Below are 22,244 nucleotides of genomic sequence, written 5' to 3'. Positions count from 1 at the left end.
GACTGAGGTTACCGGTGCCGACGGCGGTGGACACGTGTGCCTACGGCTTCACCCGTCCGTGTCGTCCTTGCGCAGGCGGTGAACTGACGCAGCCTCAGGCCGTCGCGGGTCAGCCCTGCGAGGGCAGAGTGGCCGCGGAACCGCCCGCGCCCGGTTCCAGTGCGTCGAGCGCACGGCGCAACCCGGTGAGCTTGCGCTCGAGGTGCGCGGCGGTGGCCACCGCCCCCGCGTCCGCCGATTCGTCGTCCAACTGCTTGGAGAGGGCCTCTGCCTGCTCCTCGACCGCGGCGAGCCTCGCCGAGAGCTCGGCGAGCAGACCGGCCGGCTCCTTCTCGTCGACACCCTGCTGGGTGCCGCCCTCGAGCTGGAGCCGGAGCAGCGCCGCCTGTTCACGCAGCTGGCAGTTCTTCATGTAGAGCTCGACGAAGACCGAGACCTTGGCACGCAGCACCCAAGGGTCGAAGGGCTTCGAGATGTAGTCCACCGCGCCCGCCGCGTACCCCCTGAAGGTGTGATGCGGCCCGTGGTTGATCGCGGTCAGGAAGATGATCGGGATATCCCGGGTCCGCTCCCGCCGCTTGATGTGCGCGGCCGTCTCGAATCCGTCCATACCGGGCATCTGCACGTCCAGCAGAATGACCGCGAAATCATCCGTGAGCAGCGCCTTGAGCGCTTCCTCCCCTGACGATGCCCGCACCAGTGTCTGATCGAGCGCAGAGAGGATGGCCTCCAGCGCCAGCAGATTCTCCGGCCGGTCATCGACCAGGAGGATCTTGGCCTTCTGCACCATGGCCCGTCCTCCTCGCCCCGGAATCGCACCGGGTGCCGCCCCAGGGGACGACTCCCTTACGCCGTCCGTCCTTGTGCCGGTCATGGTAGCCGCACCCCGCCCGTCACCACACCCTGTCACCGCGATGTCACTGTGCACACAGCGAAAACGCGGTCGAAGACCAGAAGGTTCCCCGGAATCCGTCCACTCACACTCTTCCGGACACAGCCGGTCGACGGATTCCGGCGAACTGCCTCCCGCCCGGTCACTCTCCGCGCATCCACTTCTCCATCACCGACAGCAGATGATCGGAATCGACCGGCTTGGTCACGTAGTCGGAGGCTCCGCAGTCGATCGCCTTCTCGCGGTCGCCCTTCATGGCCTTGGCGGTCAGCGCGACGATCGGCAGGCCGGCGAACTGCGGCATCCGGCGGATCGCCGTCGTCGTGGCATAGCCATCCATCTCGGGCATCATGATGTCCATCAGTACGATCGTCACATCGTCGTGCTGCTCAAGGACTTCGATGCCCTCGCGCCCGTTCTCCGCGTACAGCACCGACAGCCCGTGCTGCTCCAGCACGCTGGTGAGGGCGAAGACGTTGCGGATGTCGTCGTCGACGATCAGCACCTTCTCACCCTGGAAGCGGAAGGTCCTCCGCGGCTCCTGCTCGTCCTGCGCGCTCTTCACCCACTCCTCCGGTGTCGCGGCCTGCGCCTCACCGGAGACACCGTTCGCCAGGGCAGGACGCTGCGCCGATCCGCCGAGGGCCTTGCGCCGGCGCCTGAACACCCCTGCGGAGTTGGCGGGATCACCCAGGGGCTGCTCGCCGCCGCTGCCCTGCGACGGCTCCAGACGCAGGGCTCCGTCGCCGGAACCGCCCTGGACCTCGATGGGGCCCGGCCCCATCTGCGGGTAGCCCTGCGGCGGCAGCTCGCTCGGGTGCAGCGGCAGGTACAGCGTGAAGGTCGAACCACGTCCCGGTTCGCTCGCTGCGTGGATCTCGCCGCCCAGCAGGCGGGCGATCTCCCGGCTGATGGAGAGACCCAGGCCCGTCCCCCCGTACTTGCGGCTGGTCGTCCCGTCCGCCTGCTTGAACGCCTCGAAGATCACCAGCATCTTGCTGGAAGCGATGCCGATCCCGGTGTCGGTCACCGAGAAGGCGATCAGGTCGCCGTCGGCGTCGCGCAGCGAGCCCGCTTCCAGCAGGTGTTCCCGGATCGCGTTCGGCACATCGGCGCCGGCGGGCCGGATCACCAGCTCCACGGCGCCGCCGTCGGTGAACTTCACCGCGTTCGACAGGAGGTTGCGGAGGACCTGCAGCAGCCGCTGCTCGTCCGTGTGCAGCGTGGCGGGCAGCTCCGGAGACACCCGTACGGAGAAGTCGAGCCCCTTCTCCGCGGTGAGCGGCCGGAACGTCGCCTCCACGTAGTCGACCAGCTGCACCAGGGCGATCCTCGTCGGACTGACGTCCATCTTGCCCGCCTCGACCTTGGACAGGTCGAGGATGTCGTTGATCAGCTGGAGCAGGTCGGAGCCCGCACCGTGGATCGTCTCGGCGAACTCCACCTGCTTCGGCGAGAGATTGCCCTCGGCGTTGTCCGCCAGCAGCTTGGCCAGGATGAGCAGCGAGTTGAGCGGTGTGCGCAGCTCGTGGGACATGTTGGCCAGGAACTCGGACTTGTAGCGCATGGAGACGGCGAGCTGCTCGGCACGCTCCTCCAGGACCTGCCGCGCCTCCTCGATCTCGGTGTTCTTCACCTCGATGTCGCGGTTCTGCTGTGCCAGCAGTTCGGCCTTCTCCTCCAGCTCGGCGTTGGAGGCCTGCAGCGCCTTCTGCCGGTTCTCGAGCTCCTGCGAACGGTCACGCAGCTGCTCGGTGAGCTCCTGGGACTGTTCCAGGAGCTTCTCGGTCTTCGTGTTGACGCTGATGGTGTTGACGCTCGTGGCGATCATCTCGGCGAGCTGGTTGAGGAAGTCCCGCTGGATGTGGGTGAACGGCTGGAACGAGGCCAGCTCGATCACACCGAGCACCTGGCCCTCGAACAGCACCGGCAGCACGATCACATGCGCGGGCGGTGCCTCGCCGAGGCCCGAGGAGATCTTGAGATACCCGGGCGGCACGTTGTCCACCTGGATCGTCCGCTTCTCCTCCGCCGCCGTGCCGATGAGCGTCTCACCGGGCCGGAAGGAGGTCGGCATCGAGCCCGCCGAGTAGCCGTAACTGCCGCGCATGCGCAGCTCGTACGCACTCTCGTTGCCGCTGTCGGAGCCCACCTCCTCACCGTCACCGGTGCTGATGGCCAGGAAGAACGCACCGTGCTGGGCGGAGACGACCGGCGTCAGCTCGCTCATGATCAGCGAGGCGACGTCGTCCAGATCGCGGCGGCCCTGCATCAGACCGGAGATCCGGGCGAGGTTGCCCTTGAGCCAGTCCTGCTCCTTGTTGGCGAGCGTGGTGTCGCGCAGATTGGCGATCATCGTGTTGATGTTGTCCTGCAGCACCTGGATCTCGCCGGCCGCGTCCACATCGATCTTGAGGTTGAGGTCGCCCCGGGTCACCGCGGTGGCGACGGCCGCGATGGCGCGCACCTGACGGGTCAGGTTCCCCGCCATCTCGTTCACCGACTCCGTGAGGTCGCGCCACGTGCCGTCGACGTCCCGGACCCTGGCCTGGCCGCCCAGCTGCCCCTCGGTACCCACCTCACGGGCCACCCGGGTCACCTGCTCGGCGAAGGAGGAGAGCTGGTCCACCATGGTGTTGATGGTGTTCTTCAGCTCCAGGATCTCACCGCGCGCGTCGATGTCGATCTTCTTGGTGAGATCGCCCTTGGCGATGGCCGTCGTGACGGTGGCGATCTGACGGACCTGCCCGGTCAGGTTGTCCGCCATCGAGTTCACCGACTCGGTCAGGTCCTTCCACGTGCCGGAGACACCAGGGACGCGCGCCTGGCCGCCCAGCTCGCCCTCCGTACCCACCTCGCGGGCCACCCGGGTCACCTCGTCGGCGAACGAGGACAGGGTCGTCACCATCGTGTTGACGGTGTCGGCGAGTTCGGCGACCTCGCCGCGCGCCTCGACGGTGACCTTCTTCGTCAGATCGCCGTTGGCGACCGCGGACGAGACCCGGGAGATGTTCCGCACCTGACTGGTCAGGTTGTTGGCCATCAGGTTGACGTTCTCGCTGAGGTCCTTCCAGATGCCCGTCGCGCCGCGCACCCGGGCCTGGCCGCCGAGGATGCCCTCGGTGCCCACCTCGCGGGCCACCCGGGTCACCTCGTCACCGAAGTTCATCAGCTGGTCGACCATCGTGTTGACCGTCGTCACCAGTTCGAGGATCTCGCCCTTGGCGTCGACGGTGATCTTCTTGGAGAGATCCCCCTTGGCGACCGCGGTGGTGACCTCGGCGATGTTGCGCACCTGAAGCGTCAGGTTGTTCGCCATGCCGTTGACGGACTGCGTCAGGTCCTTCCACGTACCGGAGACGCCCTGCACCTCCGCCTGCCCGCCCAGGATGCCCTCCGTGCCCACCTCGCGGGCCACCCGGGTCACCTGCTCCGCGAAGTTCGAGAGCTGGTCGACCATCGTGTTGAGGGTGTTCTTCAGCTCCAGGATCTCGCCCCGGGCGTCCACATCGATCTTCTGCGACAGGTCACCCCGCGCCACCGCCGTGGCGACCTGCGCGATGTTGCGGACCTGGGCGGTGAGGTTCCCGGCCATGCCGTTCACCGAGTCCGTCAGGTCACGCCACACGCCGGCCACACCGGGCACCTGGGCCTGGCCGCCGAGACGGCCGTCGGTGCCCACCTCGCGGGCCACGCGTGTCACCTGGTCGGCGAACGCGGAGAGCTGGTCGACCATCGTGTTGATGGTGTTCTTCAGCTCCAGGATCTCGCCCCGGGCGTCCACATCGATCTTCTGCGACAGGTCGCCCCGCGCCACCGCCGTGGTCACCTGCGCGATCTGGCGGACCTGCGAGGTGAGGTTCCCGGCCATGAAGTTGACGGAGTCGGTGAGCTCCTTCCACGTGCCGGAGACGCCGTCGACGCGCGCCTGACCGCCGAGGCGGCCCTCCGTACCCACGTCACGGGCCATCCGCGTCACCTGGTCGGCGAAGTTGGACAGCTGCGCCACCATCGTGTTGACGGTGTTCTTCAGCTCCAGCATCTCGCCGGCCACGTCGACGGTGACCTTCTGCGACAGATCTCCGTTGGCGACGGCCGTGGTGACCTGCGCGATGTCCCGCACCTGGCCCGTGAGGTTACGGAAGGCGGTGTTCACCGAGTCGGTGAGGTCCTTCCAGGTACCCGCCGCTCCCGGTACCTCGGCCTGGCCTCCGAGGCGGCCCTCGACGCCGACCTCCCTGGCCACCCGGGTCACCTCCGAACCGAAGGCCTGGAGCTGGTCGACCATCGTGTTGACGGTGTTCTTCAGCTCCAGCATCTCGCCGGCCACGTCGACGGTGACCTTCTGCGTCATGTCACCGCTGGCCACCGCGGTGGTCACCTGCGCGATGTCCCGCACCTGCGTCGTCAGGTTCCGGAAGACCGTGTTGACCGAGTCGGTGAGGTCCTTCCAGGTGCCCGCGGCACCCGGCACCTGGGCCTGGCCTCCGAGCAGACCCTCACCGCCGACCTCGCTCGCCACACGCGTCACCTCGTCGGCGAACGTACGCAGCGTCTCGGTCATCTGGTTGATCGTCTCGGCGAGCTGTGCGACCTCGCCGCGGGCGCTCACCGTGACCTTCTGCGAGAGATCACCGTTGGCGACGGCCGTCGTCACCTCGGCGATCCCGCGTACCTGGGAAGTGAGGTTCCCGGCCATCGTGTTGACGGAGTCGGTCAGGTCCTTCCAGACCCCGGCAACGCCGGGCACCGTCGCCTGCCCGCCCAGTTCGCCCTCGGTACCCACCTCACGGGCGACCCGGGTCACCTCGGAGGAGAACGACGACAGCTGGTCGACCATCGTGTTGACGGTGTTCTTGAGCTGGAGCATCTCGCCGGCGACATGGACGGTGACCTTCCGTGACAGGTCTCCCTTGGCCACGGCCGTCGTCACCAGGGCGATGTCCCGCACCTGCGCGGTGAGCCGGTAGGCCATGGTGTTCACGGAGTCGGTGAGGTCCTTCCAGGACCCCGACATGCCCCGCACCTGGGCCTGACCGCCCAGCTTGCCCTCGGTGCCCACCTCGACCGCGACGCGCGTCACCTGCTCCGTGAAGGCGGACAGCTGGTCGACGAGGTTGTTGACCGTACGGGCGACCTTCAGGAACTCCCCTCGCAGCGGGCGCACGGTCTCGTCCACCGCGTGGGTCCGCAGCTCCATCCGCTGCTCGAGGTCACCGTCGGCGACCGCGGAGAGTACGCGCCCGACTTCGGAGACGGGCCGCGCCAGGTCGTCGACGAGCTCGTTGGAGGCGTCGATCGCAGCCGCCCAGGAACCCTCGCACGCGCCGGTCTCCAGGCGCTCGGTGAGTTTCCCCTCGCGCCCGACCACACGCCGCACACGGGCGAGCTCGCCCGTCAGGTGCAGATTGCGGTCCGCCACCTCGTTGAAGACCGCGGCGATCTCCGTGAGTACGCCGTCACCCGAGACGGTGAGCCGCCTGCGGAAGTTGCCGTCACGCATCGCCACGAGGGCCGCGAGCAGTCTGTTCAGAGCCGCCGCGTCCACATCGATGGTCCCATTGCGCTGCTTTTTCACGGACTGCCCGCCTTTTGTGCGCGTTCCTGAACCCCGCGCCGCCACGCCAGACTCCACCGTGTCCCTCCCGCAGGGGTTGACCGTATCGCTCGGGCCATTATCGGAAGCTTGCCCATTTCCACTTCGGCTCACCGCCACAGCACACCGTCGACGGGTGACTATGCGGTCGTCAAATCGTTGAAACGTACCAGGCCGGAAGGGGAGGGCGGGGAAGGTCTCATGGTCATCCCATTTCCCTCACCGGGGGCCCCATAGTTGTGCGCCCGGCGCACAACCGCTGGGTGCTCTGCGTACCCAAGTCCGCCCTCGTGTACCCGGGACACCTGGCGAGCGTCTAGCCTGGCAGGCGAATCGAAGCGGCGAAATACGGGCACAGGACTCGGGGAAGCGACGAGACACCATATGGGGAGTGCTGTGATCACCGCGCGCGCGGCTGCCACCTTCGATCCGGTCGGACGCTCGGTCGCGACCGCCCGCGCGTTCGTCCGCGACACCCTCCAGGGGTGGGGTTATACCGACGTCGTTGACGACGCCGTCGTTCTTACCAGTGAACTCGTGACCAATGCCGTCGTTCACGCGGGCACGGCCGCCGACGTGCTCTGTCTGCGCACCGAGGACGGCGTGCGCGTCGAGGTCGCCGACCACTATCCGGAGCGGGAGGTCCCGCTCCAGAGCTCGGGCCTCGATTTCGGCAGCCCGGATCGCGAAGGCGGTCGCGGGCTGCTGCTCTGCGCGGCGCTCGCCTCCCGCTGGGGCGTCGAGTACACCCCGACGCACAAACACGTCTGGTTCCAGCTCGACCTTCCCGAACGCCCCGTGGGTGTCCGCTCCGCCAGCCCGGTGCTGCCCACCGCTCTGCTGCCCGTGGCGGAACCGCGTGTACGGGTGGCCGTCGTCCAGATCGACGGCTCCGGCGCCATCGCCTCGTGGAACGACGACGCCACGTTCCTCTTCGGCTACGCCGCGGAGCAGGTCGGCGGCAAGCAGCTGACCGACTTCGTGGCCTGGCCGCACACTCCCGGCACCAACACCGGCATCGCCGACGCCCTGCGGCTCTCCCGGTGGGAGGGCAGTTACGGCATCCGCGGGGCCGACGGCCGGATCATCCCCGTGTACGGCTCGCACCTCAGGGTCCGCGACGCGGACGGCGAACCCTCCACCGTCTGCCTCCTCGTGCGCGACTACGAACGCGCCGTGCTCCAGACCCCGGTCCGCGCCCCCGTCTCCGACACCTCGGCCGAGAACCGCAGTACGGATCCGTTCGAGATCTTCATCGGCTCGCCCGCACCCGACGACCTGGACGGACTGCTTCAGCGCACGGTGGAGCGCGCCCGGGACATGCTGGACGCCGACGCCGCCTTCCTGCTGCTGGCCACCGACGACGAGACCGAGCTGGAGGTCCGGGCGACGACCGGCCTCCCCTCGGCCCGCCAGCGCTTCGCACGGGTGCCCGTGGAGGCCGGCACGGGGCGCTACGGCTCCGCCCGTATGCCCGCGGTCCATGAGGACCTCACCGTCGTCCCCGGCGCCGTACCGCTGCTCAGCGACACCGGGATGCGCTCGGTCGTCACGGTTCCCCTCAAGGTCGAGGGCCGTCTCACCGGTTCGCTGGGGGTGGCGGCCGAAGCCCCGGGACGCTACTCCAACGAGGAGGCGCTGAGGCTGCAGTTCGCCGCGGACCGCATCGCGCTGGCCGTCGAGTCGGCCAGACTCGGCGAGCTGGAACGCCTGCGCCGCGGCTCGCTGTCCTTCCTCGTCGAGGCGTCCGACCTGCTCGCCGGCACCCTGGACAGGGACCAGACACTGGCGCTGATGGCCCAGATGACCGTGCCCACCCTGGCCACCTGGTGCGCCGTCTACACCATCGCCGACCAGTCCTCGGAGCCGTACCTCTCGTACGTCCTCCACGAGGACGAGGAACTCATCGACGGCCTGAAGGCCCTGCTCTCCTCCATCGACCCTCCCGACCCCGTCCCCGCCCCGGGCGCCCGCCTCTGGCCGGTACCCACGGAAGCGGGCCATCAGGCCGCCCTGCGGACGTCCAAGCGCACCCTGGGCAGGGACGCCCCGCTGAGCATGGGAGCCGCCGCCCGCACCGTCCTGGCCACGGCGGTCGCCGTCGGAGGCGAGACCGTGGTCCTGCCCCTGGTGGCCAGGAACCGGGTGATCGGCATGCTCACCCTCGGCAAGCCGTCCGACGAGCACTTCCGCCAGGAGATCCTGGAGCTGGCCGAGGACCTGTCCCGACGGGCCGCTCTCGCCCTCGACAACGCCCGCCTGTACTCGGAGCGCATGGCCATCAGCCAGTCGCTCCAGCGCAGCCTCCTGCCGCCCGGCCTGCCCGACGTGCCCAACGTCGAGATCGAGGTCATCTACCGCGCGGCGGGCGAGGGCAACGAGGTCGGCGGCGACTTCTACGACGTGTTCCCCATCCGTGACGGTGCGTACGGCTTCGCCATCGGCGACGTCTGCGGTACCGGCCCGGAGGCGGCAGCCGTCACCGGCCTCGCCCGGCACGCCCTGCGCCTGCTGGCCCGCGAGGGCTTCGGCGGCCCGGCGGTGCTGGAGCGGCTCAACGCGGCGATCCTGGACGAGGGGGCGCGCAGCCGCTTCCTCACCCTGCTCTACGGGGAGTTGTGGCCCCAGGAGGACGGAAGCGCCCTCCTGAAGGTCGTCTGTGCCGGACACCCTCTCCCCCTGCGCCTGCGCCAGGACGGCTCCGTGGAGGCCGCGGCCGAGCCGCAGCCGCTGCTGGGCGTCATCGAGGACCTCGAACTCTACGAGCAGGAGGTCACACTGGAGCCCGGGGACGTGCTCCTGTGCGTGACCGACGGGGTCACCGAACGCCGCGAGGGAACTCGCATGCTGGGCGACGACGGCCTGGCCGAGGTCCTGACCATGTGTACGGGCCTGACGGCCGGCGCGGTCGCCGGCCGCATCCTGCGGGCGGTGGAGCGCTTCGCCGCGGAGCCGGCATCCGACGACATGGCCATTCTGGCCATGCGCGTCCCGGAGCCGCAGAACATCTAGTCGCGCCACGCAGCAGGCGGGCACCCGTAGGGTCCCGCCTGCTGCGGACTGCCGGTGCTGCTCTCCTCCCCGATGCCCGCACCCGCTCCGGAAGCAGCCGGCCCGCGTCCGTGGATCAGCCGGAGTCACCCGTCGCCCCGTCGGTACGCTCCCGCAGGAGGTCTGCGTGCCCGTTGTGCCGGGCGTACTCCTGGATCATCACGAAGTAGACCCAGCGCAGGCTGAGAGGGATTCCCCCGGCCGACCGGAACGTCTCGTCGAGGTCGCGGCCGGCAGCTGCTGCGTCACTCAGGCGAATCTCGGTCCGGAACAATTCGAATGCCCGAGCCGCATTCGCCGCCTCGACTCCGTCCAGCCCTTCGTTTCCGTCCTCCGGGCCTGTGAAGACGCAGCCGAGAGCCTCACCCGCAAAGCTCCGCCGGAACCACCAGCGCTCGATCTCCGCCATATGACGGACGAGTCCGAGGAGGCTGAGCGTGGACGGTGCCACCGTCGTCCTGGCCAGGTCCACCGACGACAGCCCGGCGCATTTGGCCATGAGCGTCTCCCGGTGCCACTGCAGCCAGCCCTCCAGCATCTGACGCTCGGGGAGGACTCCCAGACTGCCGAGCTCCACGGTCCGGACGACGGGCGGTGCTGTCCATGCCATACGTTCACCTTGTCTGTCGCGGTGGTCGGATCCACCAGGGAAGCCGGCTCCGGCCTGGCAGCATGCCGCCATGACCATTCCCTCGCCCGACAGCGATTACGCGATCACCACGATGTACTCCGTGCCCGACGACTCCTGGTACCTGGAGCTGGATCACTCGTCCACCGACCGGACCCTGGTCATCGCGATCGTTCCCGACGAGGATCCGGCGCGTGAGCCGACGGTGTGCTTCGACACCCACGGAGAGCATTTGGACATCCCGTACGCGGTGATTCGCTGGTTCATGGACCAGGTGGACGCGGAGATCCGCACGTCGCGTGCATGGATGCGCCTTCGGCCGGAACTCGTCGATGTCATCCACGGGTTGCGTCAGGAGTTCCTGGGCGTCATCAGTGACGGCGAGTTCCGCCAGGTCCTGCCGGGGATACGCGCCCGGGTCGCCGAAGCGGACCTTCCCGTGGTCCTTGAGGCGTCCTTCGGACGGAGACCGGACGGCACCACCACGGACGACGTGGAAGCGCTCATGCCCACTGCGACAGCCATATCAAGATCATCTCACCCGTGACCGGCAGCTTTCGGGCAGCCTTGTGCCGACCATGGAGTGCGTAATGGATGAGATCCCCTGGTTCGAGTACGACGAGGACGACCTGGACGGGGCGCAACGCGCGTTCGTAGATGTTCTGGCCGACCGCGCGGGAACCTGGCTGGTGGACCCGCTCGACACCGTGGTGCTGCCCTCGGCTTCCACCTTCGACGGCCGGCTGATCGTCTACCTGGACATCGGTGACCCTCAACGCAACCAGGGAGTTCTGACTGTGGGCGCCCACTTCGACGGCTGTGTCGTCCGAGGGGGCACACTCCATAACCAGCACTTCACTGTCCAGCAGGCCGCGAGTGAGTTCAGCCTCGTCGCCGCGGGCAGCCCGACAGAGCTGGGGAACAGAGCGGCAGAGTGGTTCGAAGCGGTCCTCGCGCGACCTCTGGTGCGCTGGGAATGGCATCACGAGGGAAGCATGTACGCGGTCCGGTACGAGTACGCAGACACGGGGCGAGGCCTCAGCGAGGGCTTCGAGGACTCACTGGCACCCGACGCGCTGCGGAAGACACTGGTCGCAGACGGCGTGATCCGAGGCCGAGGCCGGATCAACCGTGCCGGCCTGGGCCCACCAGACGTGATCGCACATGTCCGAGGCGTCCGCCTCGATCAGAAGGTGCGGGACACCTCTTGGACGCACGGGCCCGGTAGCCAGGACACAGAAAAGGCCCCCGCCGTGGGGCGGGGGCCTTTCTCTGCTGAGCCCCAATGCGGAATCGAACCGCAGACCTTCTCCTTACCATGGAGACGCTCTACCGACTGAGCTATTGGGGCCTTGTTGCCCTGCGGCAACGAGATAAAGCATACCCCGAACAGGGGGGTACTCAAAACCATCCTGACGCGCCGTCCGGTGCTCGTGTCCTGCGGGGCAGTCGCCTGCCACGCCCCGGCCTTGCAGGGATCGACCGATGGCACCGGCGGCCGGCACCACAGGCTCTGTCCCGACTGCACCTTACTGATCCGGAACGCAGAAAAGCCCCGTGCCACAAGGGCACGGGGCTTTCCCGGAATAATTGTTCGGCGGCGTCCTACTCTCCCACAGGGTCCCCCCTGCAGTACCATCGGCGCTGAAAGGCTTAGCTTCCGGGTTCGGAATGTAACCGGGCGTTTCCCTAACGCAATGACCACCGAAACACTATGAAATTAACCAACACCGGGCAAAAACACGGCCGTTCGTTATTTCAGAACTAACACAGTGGACGCGAGCAACTGAGGACAAGCCCTCGGCCTATTAGTACCAGTCAGCTCCACCCGTTACCGGGCTTCCACATCTGGCCTATCAACCCAGTCGTCTACTGGGAGCCTTAACCACTCAAGGTGGTGGGAATACTCATCTCGAAGCAGGCTTCCCGCTTAGATGCTTTCAGCGGTTATCCTTTCCGAACGTAGCCAACCAGCCATGCCCTTGGCAGGACAACTGGCACACCAGAGGTTCGTCCGTCCCGGTCCTCTCGTACTAGGGACAGCCCTTCTCAATATTCCTACGCGCACAGCGGATAGGGACCGAACTGTCTCACGACGTTCTAAACCCAGCTCGCGTACCGCTTTAATGGGCGAACAGCCCAACCCTTGGGACCGACTCCAGCCCCAGGATGCGACGAGCCGACATCGAGGTGCCAAACCATCCCGTCGATATGGACTCTTGGGGAAGATCAGCCTGTTATCCCCGGGGTACCTTTTATCCGTTGAGCGACAGCGCTTCCACAAGCCACTGCCGGATCACTAGTCCCGACTTTCGTCCCTGCTCGACCCGTCGGTCTCACAGTCAAGCTCCCTTGTGCACTTACACTCAACACCTGATTGCCAACCAGGCTGAGGGAACCTTTGGGCGCCTCCGTTACTCTTTAGGAGGCAACCGCCCCAGTTAAACTACCCATCAGACACTGTCCCTGATCCGGATCACGGACCCAGGTTAGACATCCAGCACGACCAGAGTGGTATTTCAACGGCGACTCCACAACCACTGGCGTGGCTGCTTCAAAGTCTCCCACCTATCCTACACAAGCCGAACCGAACACCAATATCAAACTATAGTAAAGGTCCCGGGGTCTTTCCGTCCTGCTGCGCGAAACGAGCATCTTTACTCGTAGTGCAATTTCACCGGGCCTATGGTTGAGACAGTCGAGAAGTCGTTACGCCATTCGTGCAGGTCGGAACTTACCCGACAAGGAATTTCGCTACCTTAGGATGGTTATAGTTACCACCGCCGTTTACTGGCGCTTAAGTTCTCAGCTTCGCACACCCGAAAGTGCACTAACCGGTCCCCTTAACGTTCCAGCACCGGGCAGGCGTCAGTCCGTATACATCGCCTTACGGCTTCGCACGGACCTGTGTTTTTAGTAAACAGTCGCTTCTCGCTGGTCTCTGCGGCCACCCCCAGCTCACCGAGTAAATCGGATCACCAGTGATGGCCCCCTTCTCCCGAAGTTACGGGGGCATTTTGCCGAGTTCCTTAACCATAGTTCACCCGAACGCCTCGGTATTCTCTACCTGACTACCTGAGTCGGTTTAGGGTACGGGCCGCCATGAAACTCGCTAGAGGCTTTTCTCGACAGCATAGGATCATCCACTTCACCACAATCGGCTCGGCATCAGGTCTCAGCCTTAATGTGTGACGGATTTGCCTACCACACGGCCTACACCCTTACCCCGGGACAACCACCGCCCGGGCTGGACTACCTTCCTGCGTCACCCCATCGCTTACCTAGTACAAGTCTGGTTCGTCGGCTCCACCACTACCCTCAACTCCGAAGAGATCGGGCCGGCTTCACGGACTTAGCATCGCCTGATTCAGTATTGGGCGTTTCAAAGCGGGTACCGGAATATCAACCGGTTGTCCATCGACTACGCCTGTCGGCCTCGCCTTAGGTCCCGACTTACCCTGGGCAGATCAGCTTGACCCAGGAACCCTTAGTCAATCGGCGCACACGTTTCTCACGTGTGTATCGCTACTCATGCCTGCATTCTCACTCGTGAACCGTCCACAACTCGCTTCCGCGGCTGCTTCACCCGGCACACGACGCTCCCCTACCCATCCACACAGGCGTTGGCCCTATATGTGTGAATGACACGACTTCGGCGGTACGCTTGAGCCCCGCTACATTGTCGGCGCGGAATCACTTGACCAGTGAGCTATTACGCACTCTTTCAAGGGTGGCTGCTTCTAAGCCAACCTCCTGGTTGTCTCTGCGACTCCACATCCTTTCCCACTTAGCGTACGCTTAGGGGCCTTAGTCGATGCTCTGGGCTGTTTCCCTCTCGACCATGGAGCTTATCCCCCACAGTCTCACTGCCGTGCTCTCACTTACCGGCATTCGGAGTTTGGCTAAGGTCAGTAACCCGGTAGGGCCCATCGCCTATCCAGTGCTCTACCTCCGGCAAGAAACACACGACGCTGCACCTAAATGCATTTCGGGGAGAACCAGCTATCACGGAGTTTGATTGGCCTTTCACCCCTAACCACAGGTCATCCCCCAGGTTTTCAACCCTGGTGGGTTCGGTCCTCCACGAAGTCTTACCTCCGCTTCAACCTGCCCATGGCTAGATCACTCCGCTTCGGGTCTAGAGCGTGCAACTCAATCGCCCTATTCGGACTCGCTTTCGCTACGGCTTCCCCACACGGGTTAACCTCGCTACACACCGCTAACTCGCAGGCTCATTCTTCAAAAGGCACGCAGTCACGACTGACAGCACAAGTGCTGCCAGCGACGCTCCCACGGCTTGTAGGCACACGGTTTCAGGTACTATTTCACTCCGCTCCCGCGGTACTTTTCACCATTCCCTCACGGTACTATCCGCTATCGGTCACCAGGGAATATTTAGGCTTAGCGGGTGGTCCCGCCAGATTCACACGGGATTTCTCGGGCCCCGTGCTACTTGGGTGGTTCTCAAGCAAGCCGTTGATGTTTCAGCTACGGGGGTCTTACCCTCTACGCCGGACCTTTCGCATGTCCTTCGCCTACACCAACGGTTTCTGACTTGCCGACCAATCGGCAGATTGATCAAGAGAACTCCCACAACCCCGCATGCGCAACCCCTGCCGGGTATCACACGCATACGGTTTGGCCTCATCCAGTTTCGCTCGCCACTACTCCCGGAATCACGGTTGTTTTCTCTTCCTGAGGGTACTGAGATGTTTCACTTCCCCTCGTTCCCTCCACACTGCCTATGTGTTCAGCAGCGGGTGACAGCCCATGACGACTGCCGGGTTTCCCCATTCGGAAACCCCCGGATCAAAGCTTGGTTGACAGCTCCCCGGGGACTATCGTGGCCTCCCACGTCCTTCATCGGTTCCTGGTGCCAAGGCATCCACCGTGCGCCCTTAAAAACTTGGCCACAGATGCTCGCGTCCACTGTGCAGTTCTCAAACAACGACCAGCCACCCATCACCCCGCCCAAACAGGCGAGTTCACTGGGGCCGGCAACCGAAGATCCAGACTCAACGAGCCCGTACCTTCAGATACCCAACAGCGTGCCCGACCCGACCAACCCGATCCTGTTTTCCACGCCGAAGCAGTACTCACAGAACCGTGCTCATCGTGCCGAATAATCAACGTTCCACCCATGAGCAACCACCGTCGAACATTTGCCGACGTAATGGTCTCTGGATTCCCCGAAGGAAACCTAGATGCTCCTTAGAAAGGAGGTGATCCAGCCGCACCTTCCGGTACGGCTACCTTGTTACGACTTCGTCCCAATCGCCAGTCCCACCTTCGACAGCTCCCTCCCACAAGGGGTTGGGCCACCGGCTTCGGGTGTTACCGACTTTCGTGACGTGACGGGCGGTGTGTACAAGGCCCGGGAACGTATTCACCGCAGCAATGCTGATCTGCGATTACTAGCAACTCCGACTTCATGGGGTCGAGTTGCAGACCCCAATCCGAACTGAGACCGGCTTTTTGAGATTCGCTCCGCCTCGCGGCATCGCAGCTCATTGTACCGGCCATTGTAGCACGTGTGCAGCCCAAGACATAAGGGGCATGATGACTTGACGTCGTCCCCACCTTCCTCCGAGTTGACCCCGGCAGTCTCCTGTGAGTCCCCATCACCCCGAAGGGCATGCTGGCAACACAGAACAAGGGTTGCGCTCGTTGCGGGACTTAACCCAACATCTCACGACACGAGCTGACGACAGCCATGCACCACCTGTATACCGACCACAAGGGGGGCACCATCTCTGATGCTTTCCGGTATATGTCAAGCCTTGGTAAGGTTCTTCGCGTTGCGTCGAATTAAGCCACATGCTCCGCTGCTTGTGCGGGCCCCCGTCAATTCCTTTGAGTTTTAGCCTTGCGGCCGTACTCCCCAGGCGGGGAACTTAATGCGTTAGCTGCGGCACCGACGACGTGGAATGTCGCCAACACCTAGTTCCCAACGTTTACGGCGTGGACTACCAGGGTATCTAATCCTGTTCGCTCCCCACGCTTTCGCTCCTCAGCGTCAGTAATGGCCCAGAGATCCGCCTTCGCCACCGGTGTTCCTCCTGATATCTGCGCATTTCACCGCTACACCAGGAATTCCGATCTCCCCTACCACACTCTAGCTAGCCCGTATCGAATGCAGACTCGGGGTTAAGCCCCGAGCTTTCACATCCGACGTGACAAGCCGCCTACGAGCTCTTTACGCCCAATAATTCCGGACAACGCTTGCGCCCTACGTATTACCGCGGCTGCTGGCACGTAGTTAGCCGGCGCTTCTTCTGCAGGTACCGTCACTTTCGCTTCTTCCCTGCTGAAAGAGGTTTACAACCCGAAGGCCGTCATCCCTCACGCGGCGTCGCTGCATCAGGCTTTCGCCCATTGTGCAATATTCCCCACTGCTGCCTCCCGTAGGAGTCTGGGCCGTGTCTCAGTCCCAGTGTGGCCGGTCGCCCTCTCAGGCCGGCTACCCGTCGTCGCCTTGGTAGGCCATTACCCCACCAACAAGCTGATAGGCCGCGGGCTCATCCTTCACCGCCGGAGCTTTTAACCCCGCCCCATGAGGGACAGAGTGTTATCCGGTATTAGACCCCGTTTCCAGGGCTTGTCCCAGAGTGAAGGGCAGATTGCCCACGTGTTACTCACCCGTTCGCCACTAATCCACCCCGAAGGGCTTCATCGTTCGACTTGCATGTGTTAAGCACGCCGCCAGCGTTCGTCCTGAGCCAGGATCAAACTCTCCATGAATGTTTTCCCGTAATCGGGAGAGCACCATAGAAGAGCGGGACGACCGATCCGGAATAGGGATGGTCGTCCACAGCGTCCTCGCTGATGTTGCCTACCCGCCACATGGGCCGGTAGGACTTCAAAGGAACCACCAACCCACCGAAGTGGGCCGGGGTATCAACAAATTTGGCGTTGATTTTTGGCACGCTGTTGAGTTCTCAAGGAACGGACGCTTCCTTCGGTCCCGTTTCACCGGGGCCCTCCGGGCGCTTCCCTTCGTTCTTGCGTTTCCGACTCTATCAGACTCTTTCGTGTCCGATTCCCGGCCGAAGCGGGTTCCTGCTGTTTCGCTTTCCAGTTCTTCGCTTTCGCGTTTCCCTTTCCGGCGAGTCCGACTTTACCAGACTCTTTTCCGTTCCGTTTCCGGTCCGAATCAGAATCCAGCGGCCTGCGGAGTGGCCTTTGCCTTTCGGCGGACCCGACTTTATCAGAGATTCTGAGCCGGATTTCCCGCCCCCTCGGGGTGCCTCTCGGCGCACAGGTGCGCGAGCTGCTTCCCGTTCAGGCGGAATCGCAAACGTACTGGAGCGGGGCGCCCCGATGCAAATCGAGGCGCCCCGCTCCTGGTTGGCGACCTGTCGGCGCCCGTCGGGTCAGACCTCGACGACGACCGGAAGGATCATCGGACGCCGGCGGTAGGTGTCCGACACCCACTTGCCCACGGTGCGCCGGACCAGCTGCTGGAGCTGGTGCGGCTCCATCACGCCGTCCTGGGCCGACTTGTTGAGGGCGTCCTGGACCTTGGGCACCACGGCGCTGAACGCGGAGTCGTCGATGCCGGAGCCGCGGGCCTGGATGTGAGGACCGCCCACGATCTTGCCGGACGAGCTGTCGACCACGATGAAGACCGAGATGATCCCCTCGTCGCCGAGGATGCGACGGTCCTTGAGGGACGTCTCCGTGACGTCGCCGACCGAGAGGCCGTCGACGTACACGTAACCGGCCTGGACCTTGCCGACGATCTTCGCCTTGCCGTCGACGAGGTCGACGACGACGCCGTCCTCCGCGATGACGATGTGGTCCTTCGGCACCCCGGTCAGCGCACCGAGCTCGGCGTTGGCCCTGAGATGGCGCCATTCGCCGTGCACCGGCATCAGGTTCTTCGGCTTGCAGATGTTGTAGAAGTACAGCAGCTCGCCGGCCGAGGCGTGGCCCGAGACGTGGACCTTGGCGTTGCCCTTGTGGACGACGTTCGCGCCCCAGCGGGTCAGGCCGTTGATCACGCGGTAGACCGCGTTCTCGTTGCCCGGGATCAGTGAGGACGCCAGGATCACGGTGTCGCCCGGGACGATCCGGATCTGGTGGTCACGGTTGGCCATGCGGGAGAGCGCGGCCATGGGCTCGCCCTGGGAGCCCGTGCAGACGAGCACGACCTCGTCGTCGGGCAGGTCGTCGAGGCTCTTGACGTCCACGACCAGGCCGGCGGGCACCTTCAGGTAGCCCAGGTCACGAGCGATCCCCATGTTGCGGACCATGGAACGTCCCACGAAGGCGACCCTGCGGCCGTACTCGTGGGCGGCGTCCAGGATCTGCTGGATGCGGTGCACGTGGCTCGCGAAGCTGGCCACGATGATGCGCTTCTGCGCGTTGGCGAACACCGTGCGCAGGACGTTGGAGATGTCCCGCTCCGGCGGAACGAATCCCGGGACCTCCGCGTTCGTCGAGTCGGAGAGGAGGAGGTCGATGCCTTCCTCGCTCAGCCTCGCGAAGGCGTGCAGGTCGGTGAGACGGCCGTCCAGCGGGAGCTGGTCCATCTTGAAGTCGCCGGTGACGACGGCCATGCCCGCAGGGGTGCGGATGGCGACCGCGAGGGCGTCCGGGATGGAGTGGTTGACCGCGACGAACTCGCAGTCGAAGATGCCGATGCGCTCACGCTGTCCCTCGGTCACCTCGAGGGTGTAGGGACGGATCCGGTGCTCCTGGAGCTTGGCCTCGATGAGTGCGAGGGTCAGCTTGGAGCCGATGAGGGGGATGTCCGGCTTCAGCCGGAGCAGATACGGGACGGCTCCGATGTGGTCCTCGTGGCCGTGCGTGAGGACGATGCCCTCGATGTCGTCCAGGCGGTCCCGGATGGTGGTGAAGTCCGGAAGGATCAGGTCGATCCCGGGCTGCTCCTCCTCGGGGAAGAGCACACCGCAGTCGACGATGAGCAGACGGCCGCCGTACTCGAAGACCGTCATGTTGCGGCCGATCTCGCCCAGGCCGCCCAGCGGGGTGACCCGCAGGCCGTTCTTGGGGAGCTTCGGCGGCGTACCGAGTTCAGGATGCGGATGACTCAAAAGACTCTCCTTACCACGCACGCCACGTACCGCTGAGGGCACGTGGCGCGCATGTCATTCGTGCACTTGCTGTTGTCAGGTGGTGTTTCCGCCGCGAGTGTCCTCGCGTATTCAGTTGTGAAGTCCGTGGTCAGAGCTGTACCCCACCGGCAGCCAGATCGATCTTGAGCTGGGCCGTCTCCTGTGCGGTGAGTTCCACCAGGGGGAGGCGCAGTGGGCCGGCGGGCAGGCCCTGCAGGGTGAGCGCGGCCTTGGTGGTGATCACGCCCTGGGTGCGGAACATCCCGGTGAAGACCGGGAGCAGCTTCTGGTGGATCTCCGTGGCCTTCTGCACGTCACCGCCGAGGTGTGCCTCGATGAGCGCGCGGAGCTCCGGGGTGACGACGTGGCCGACGACGGAGACGAAGCCGACGGCGCCGACCGAGAGCAGGGGAAGGTTGAGCATGTCGTCGCCCGAGTACCAGGCGAGGCCGGACTGAGCTATGGCCCAGCTGGCACGGCCCAGGTCTCCCTTGGCGTCCTTGTTGGCGACGATCCTGGGGTGCTCGGCGAGACGCACGAGCGTCTCTGTGTCGATCGGCACACCGCTGCGGCCGGGAATGTCGTACAGCATCACCGGGAGCTCCGTGGAGTCCGCGATGGCGCCGAAGTGGCGGAGGAGGCCCTCCTGCGGCGGCTTGTTGTAGTACGGCGTGACCGCGAGGAGGCCGTGGGCGCCGGTGCGCTCGGCGGTGCGTGCCAGCTCGATGCTGTGCCGTGTGTCGTTGGTGCCGACGCCTGCGACGACGTGGGCGCGGTCTCCTACCGCTTCCAGCACAGCCCTGACGAGCTGGTCTTTCTCCGCGTCGCTGGTGGTCGGGGACTCGCCCGTGGTGCCGTTGACGACCAGGCCGTCGTTGCCTGCGTCCACCAGATGGGCGGCGAGCCGCTGGGCGCCGTCGAGGTCGATTGCGCCGTCCGCCGTGAAGGGCGTGACCATAGCGGTGAGGACCCTCCCGAAGGGGGTCTGCGGAGTGGAGATCGGAGCCATGGGTAACACGCTACTCGTTGCTCGGAGCGTCGTGCCCCCTCGGGGGGACGAGGAAGAGGAGCCCGGCACTGCCTGCTCGGGGGTTCAGGCAGTGCCGGGTCCGTTTGATCAGCCTAGATGAACTTCATGAAACGCCGCAATACGGACACCGCCTATGGGGCGACCCGTCCGTTTTTGTTGAAGGCGGCATGAGTGAGCGGCATCAGGGTCTGCCAGTGCTGTTCCATCTGCTCTCCGACCATTTCGATCTCGCGCTGCGGGAACGACGGCACCTTGGCCAGCTCGTGCTGCGTGCGCAGACCGAGGAAGTGCATCAGCGACCGGGCGTTGCAGGTGGCGTACATCGTGGAGAAGAGACCGACGGGGAGCACGGCGCGGGCGACCTCACGGGCGACTCCGGCGGCGAGCATCTCCTGGTAGGCGTCGTACGCCTGGCGGTAGGAGTCCTCCATGGCACGGCTGGTGAGCGCGTGCTGCTCCGGGGTGCCCTCGACGAACTCGTACTTTCCGGGGCGGCCCTGCTGGATGAGCTTGCGGGACTCCCCCGGCACGTAGAAAACCGGCTCGAGCTCCCTGTAGCGGCCCGATTCCTCGTTGTACGACCAGCCCACGCGGTGCCGCATGAACTCACGGAACACGAAGATCGGGGCGCTGATGAAGAAGGTCATCGAGTTGTGCTCGAACGGGCTGCCGTGCCGGTCCCGCATCAGGTAGTTGATGAGTCCCTTGGAGCGCTCGGGGTCCTTCGTGACCTCTTCCAGGGACTGCTCCCCGGCCGTGGACACACGGGCTGCGAACAGCACGTCGGAGTCGCCGGCCGCTGATTTCACCAGGTCAACGGTGACATCGCTGCGGAAGTGGGCCTTCGTGGGCTCGGGGGTGTCGCTCACCGGCGGGGGTCCTTCCAATTGCTTCGCTCGGGCGGCGTCCACTCTACGGGCCGTGGGGAAGCGATCCGTCAGCGGGAAATCTGGAGGAGATCGGCGATTCGGGGCACCGATCGTGTCTCTCGTACGTCTGACTCATTAGCAGCACCCGTCACACAGTTCAAGGAGAGTTTCCTCATGTTCCGCCGGCGTGAATCCGTCCCGTTCTCGTTCGTCGCCGAGGCCGACCGGTTCCGCAGTAATGTCACCCCGCCTCCCCGCCGGCGAGCCAGTCGCTCCCAGCTGGCCTCTCGTTCCCTCGTGGGGCTCACGCTGATCGCCGGTTTCGCCGGATCGCTGCTCTTCGGTCTGCCGGCCCTCGACACCGATCCGACGCCGTCCCACGGTCAGACGTCCGAGGCCTCCCAGCACCGCTGACCCGTACGGGCCCCCTGGAGTGGTCGGCCGGGGGGCCGCTCGGTAGCCTCACCGGGCACAGCAATCGAGCGTGCTTGTGAGTGAGGATCAGTCGTGCCCCTGCCCTTCCTGACGGCCGACCGCGTATTCGACGCGGACGCAGAGGACATCGCGCTGCCGTTCGACGACCACGACAGCTGGCGGCGTCCCTACCGCCCCGGCCCGTGGCGGGTCGCGGCGGCGGCCACCCTGCTGCTGCTGGCGTCCTTCGTGCTGCTCGCCGCGATGATCATCACCTTCGCCGGATCGCTGTCCAGCGCCAGCCTGTGCTTCCTGCTCGCGGCCGTGGTGATCGCCGGCGCACTGCGGCTCCTGAGGGTCGGCGCCTGGGTGAGCCGCCACGGCGTACGCCGCGTGGGCTTCTTCCGCACGACGACCGTGCGCTGGGCGGACGCCACGGCGGTCCGCACGGTGCAGCAGCCGGTGAAGTGGCTCGGTCTCCCGCGCACGGTCCAGGGGCAGGCCCTGGTCGTGGTGCGCAAGGGGGGCCAGCCGCTGGCTCCGCTGGTCACCGACCACAACGCGGACTTCCTGGCCCGCGCCGAGGCGTTCGAGCGTGCCACGGACTCCATCGAGGCCTGGGGCGACGAGTACCGCGCCGGCTGACCCGCCGCGGCCCCTCGGGGCCGCAGGGACCCCCACAAG

At 65.4% G+C, this 22,244-nt stretch carries 10 protein-coding genes, 1 tRNA gene and 3 rRNA genes; 4 read left to right on the top strand and 10 right to left on the bottom strand.

Features of this window, described 5'->3' with window-relative positions; all coding sequences use genetic code 11:
* Positions 1-109: 109 nt before the first annotated feature.
* Positions 110-790: a response regulator gene (locus OG488_RS27880; RefSeq protein ID WP_329233525.1), complete on the bottom strand. Its 681-nt coding sequence runs from the start codon at positions 788-790 to the stop codon at positions 110-112.
* A 244-nt stretch (positions 791-1,034) separates the two neighbouring features.
* Positions 1,035-6,470, bottom strand: a complete 5,436-nt coding sequence (locus OG488_RS27875; RefSeq protein ID WP_329233523.1) for a HAMP domain-containing protein — start codon at positions 6,468-6,470, stop codon at positions 1,035-1,037.
* Between the two features lie 402 nt (positions 6,471-6,872).
* Here OG488_RS27875 and OG488_RS27870 point away from each other — a divergent pair, with 402 nt between their 5' ends.
* Positions 6,873-9,500: a SpoIIE family protein phosphatase gene (locus OG488_RS27870; RefSeq protein ID WP_329233521.1), complete on the top strand. Its 2,628-nt coding sequence runs from the start codon at positions 6,873-6,875 to the stop codon at positions 9,498-9,500.
* A 115-nt stretch (positions 9,501-9,615) separates the two neighbouring features.
* On the opposite strand, the gene OG488_RS27865 is transcribed toward OG488_RS27870, so the two are convergent.
* On the bottom strand, positions 9,616-10,149 hold the full coding sequence (locus OG488_RS27865) for a DinB family protein (protein WP_329233520.1): 534 nt from the start codon (positions 10,147-10,149) through the stop codon (positions 9,616-9,618).
* Between the two features lie 70 nt (positions 10,150-10,219).
* Here OG488_RS27865 and OG488_RS27860 point away from each other — a divergent pair, with 70 nt between their 5' ends.
* Entirely contained in the window at positions 10,220-10,714 is a 495-nt protein-coding gene (locus OG488_RS27860) for a hypothetical protein (RefSeq protein WP_329233519.1), read from the top strand.
* Positions 10,715-11,445: 731 nt separating this feature from the next.
* On the opposite strand, the gene OG488_RS27855 is transcribed toward OG488_RS27860, so the two are convergent.
* The 7 genes from OG488_RS27855 to thyX form a co-directional block, all read right to left on the bottom strand.
* Positions 11,446-11,518: transfer RNA gene (locus OG488_RS27855), tRNA-Thr, on the bottom strand.
* A gap of 241 nt (positions 11,519-11,759) precedes the next feature.
* Positions 11,760-11,876, bottom strand: a 5S ribosomal RNA gene (rrf, locus tag OG488_RS27850).
* A gap of 79 nt (positions 11,877-11,955) precedes the next feature.
* A 23S ribosomal RNA gene (locus OG488_RS27845) occupies positions 11,956-15,079 on the bottom strand.
* Between the two features lie 303 nt (positions 15,080-15,382).
* Positions 15,383-16,908: ribosomal RNA gene (locus OG488_RS27840) — 16S ribosomal RNA — on the bottom strand.
* Together the 16S, 23S and 5S rRNA genes with 1 tRNA gene alongside form the textbook arrangement of a ribosomal RNA operon.
* Before the next feature lie 632 nt (positions 16,909-17,540).
* The gene (locus OG488_RS27835) at positions 17,541-19,226 is read right to left on the bottom strand and encodes a ribonuclease J (protein ID WP_329233517.1); all 1,686 of its coding nucleotides are present in this window, start codon (positions 19,224-19,226) and stop codon (positions 17,541-17,543) included.
* 130 nt (positions 19,227-19,356) lie between these two features.
* A complete protein-coding gene (gene dapA / locus OG488_RS27830) occupies positions 19,357-20,256 on the bottom strand; it encodes a 4-hydroxy-tetrahydrodipicolinate synthase (protein WP_329233515.1) in 900 nt (299 codons plus the stop codon).
* 152 nt (positions 20,257-20,408) lie between these two features.
* Entirely contained in the window at positions 20,409-21,146 is a 738-nt protein-coding gene (thyX, locus tag OG488_RS27825; protein WP_329233513.1) for an FAD-dependent thymidylate synthase, read from the bottom strand.
* Between the two features lie 174 nt (positions 21,147-21,320).
* Between thyX and OG488_RS27820 the strand changes: the two genes are divergently transcribed.
* Together OG488_RS27820 and OG488_RS27815 are read left to right on the top strand one after the other, a co-directional pair.
* Entirely contained in the window at positions 21,321-21,560 is a 240-nt protein-coding gene (locus tag OG488_RS27820; protein WP_329233511.1) for a hypothetical protein, read from the top strand.
* A 93-nt stretch (positions 21,561-21,653) separates the two neighbouring features.
* On the top strand, positions 21,654-22,205 hold the full coding sequence (locus tag OG488_RS27815) for a hypothetical protein (protein WP_329233509.1): 552 nt from the start codon (positions 21,654-21,656) through the stop codon (positions 22,203-22,205).
* Positions 22,206-22,244 lie beyond the last annotated feature (39 nt).

It is taken from the genome of Streptomyces sp. NBC_01460, assembly GCF_036227405.1.
Taxonomy (GTDB): domain Bacteria; phylum Actinomycetota; class Actinomycetes; order Streptomycetales; family Streptomycetaceae; genus Streptomyces.
This window is presented reverse-complemented; position numbering and strand designations above follow the sequence as displayed.

Coding starts and splice junctions, on each gene's coding strand:
- OG488_RS27880 (WP_329233525.1), bottom strand. CDS start 790: ATGGTGCAGAAGGCCAAGATCCTCCTGGTCGATGACCGGCCGGAGAAT.
- OG488_RS27870 (WP_329233521.1), top strand. CDS start 6,873: ATGGGGAGTGCTGTGATCACCGCGCGCGCGGCTGCCACCTTCGATCCG.
- OG488_RS27865 (WP_329233520.1), bottom strand. CDS start 10,149: ATGGCATGGACAGCACCGCCCGTCGTCCGGACCGTGGAGCTCGGCAGT.
- OG488_RS27860 (WP_329233519.1), top strand. CDS start 10,220: ATGACCATTCCCTCGCCCGACAGCGATTACGCGATCACCACGATGTAC.
- dapA (WP_329233515.1), bottom strand. CDS start 20,256: ATGGCTCCGATCTCCACTCCGCAGACCCCCTTCGGGAGGGTCCTCACC.
- OG488_RS27820 (WP_329233511.1), top strand. CDS start 21,321: ATGTTCCGCCGGCGTGAATCCGTCCCGTTCTCGTTCGTCGCCGAGGCC.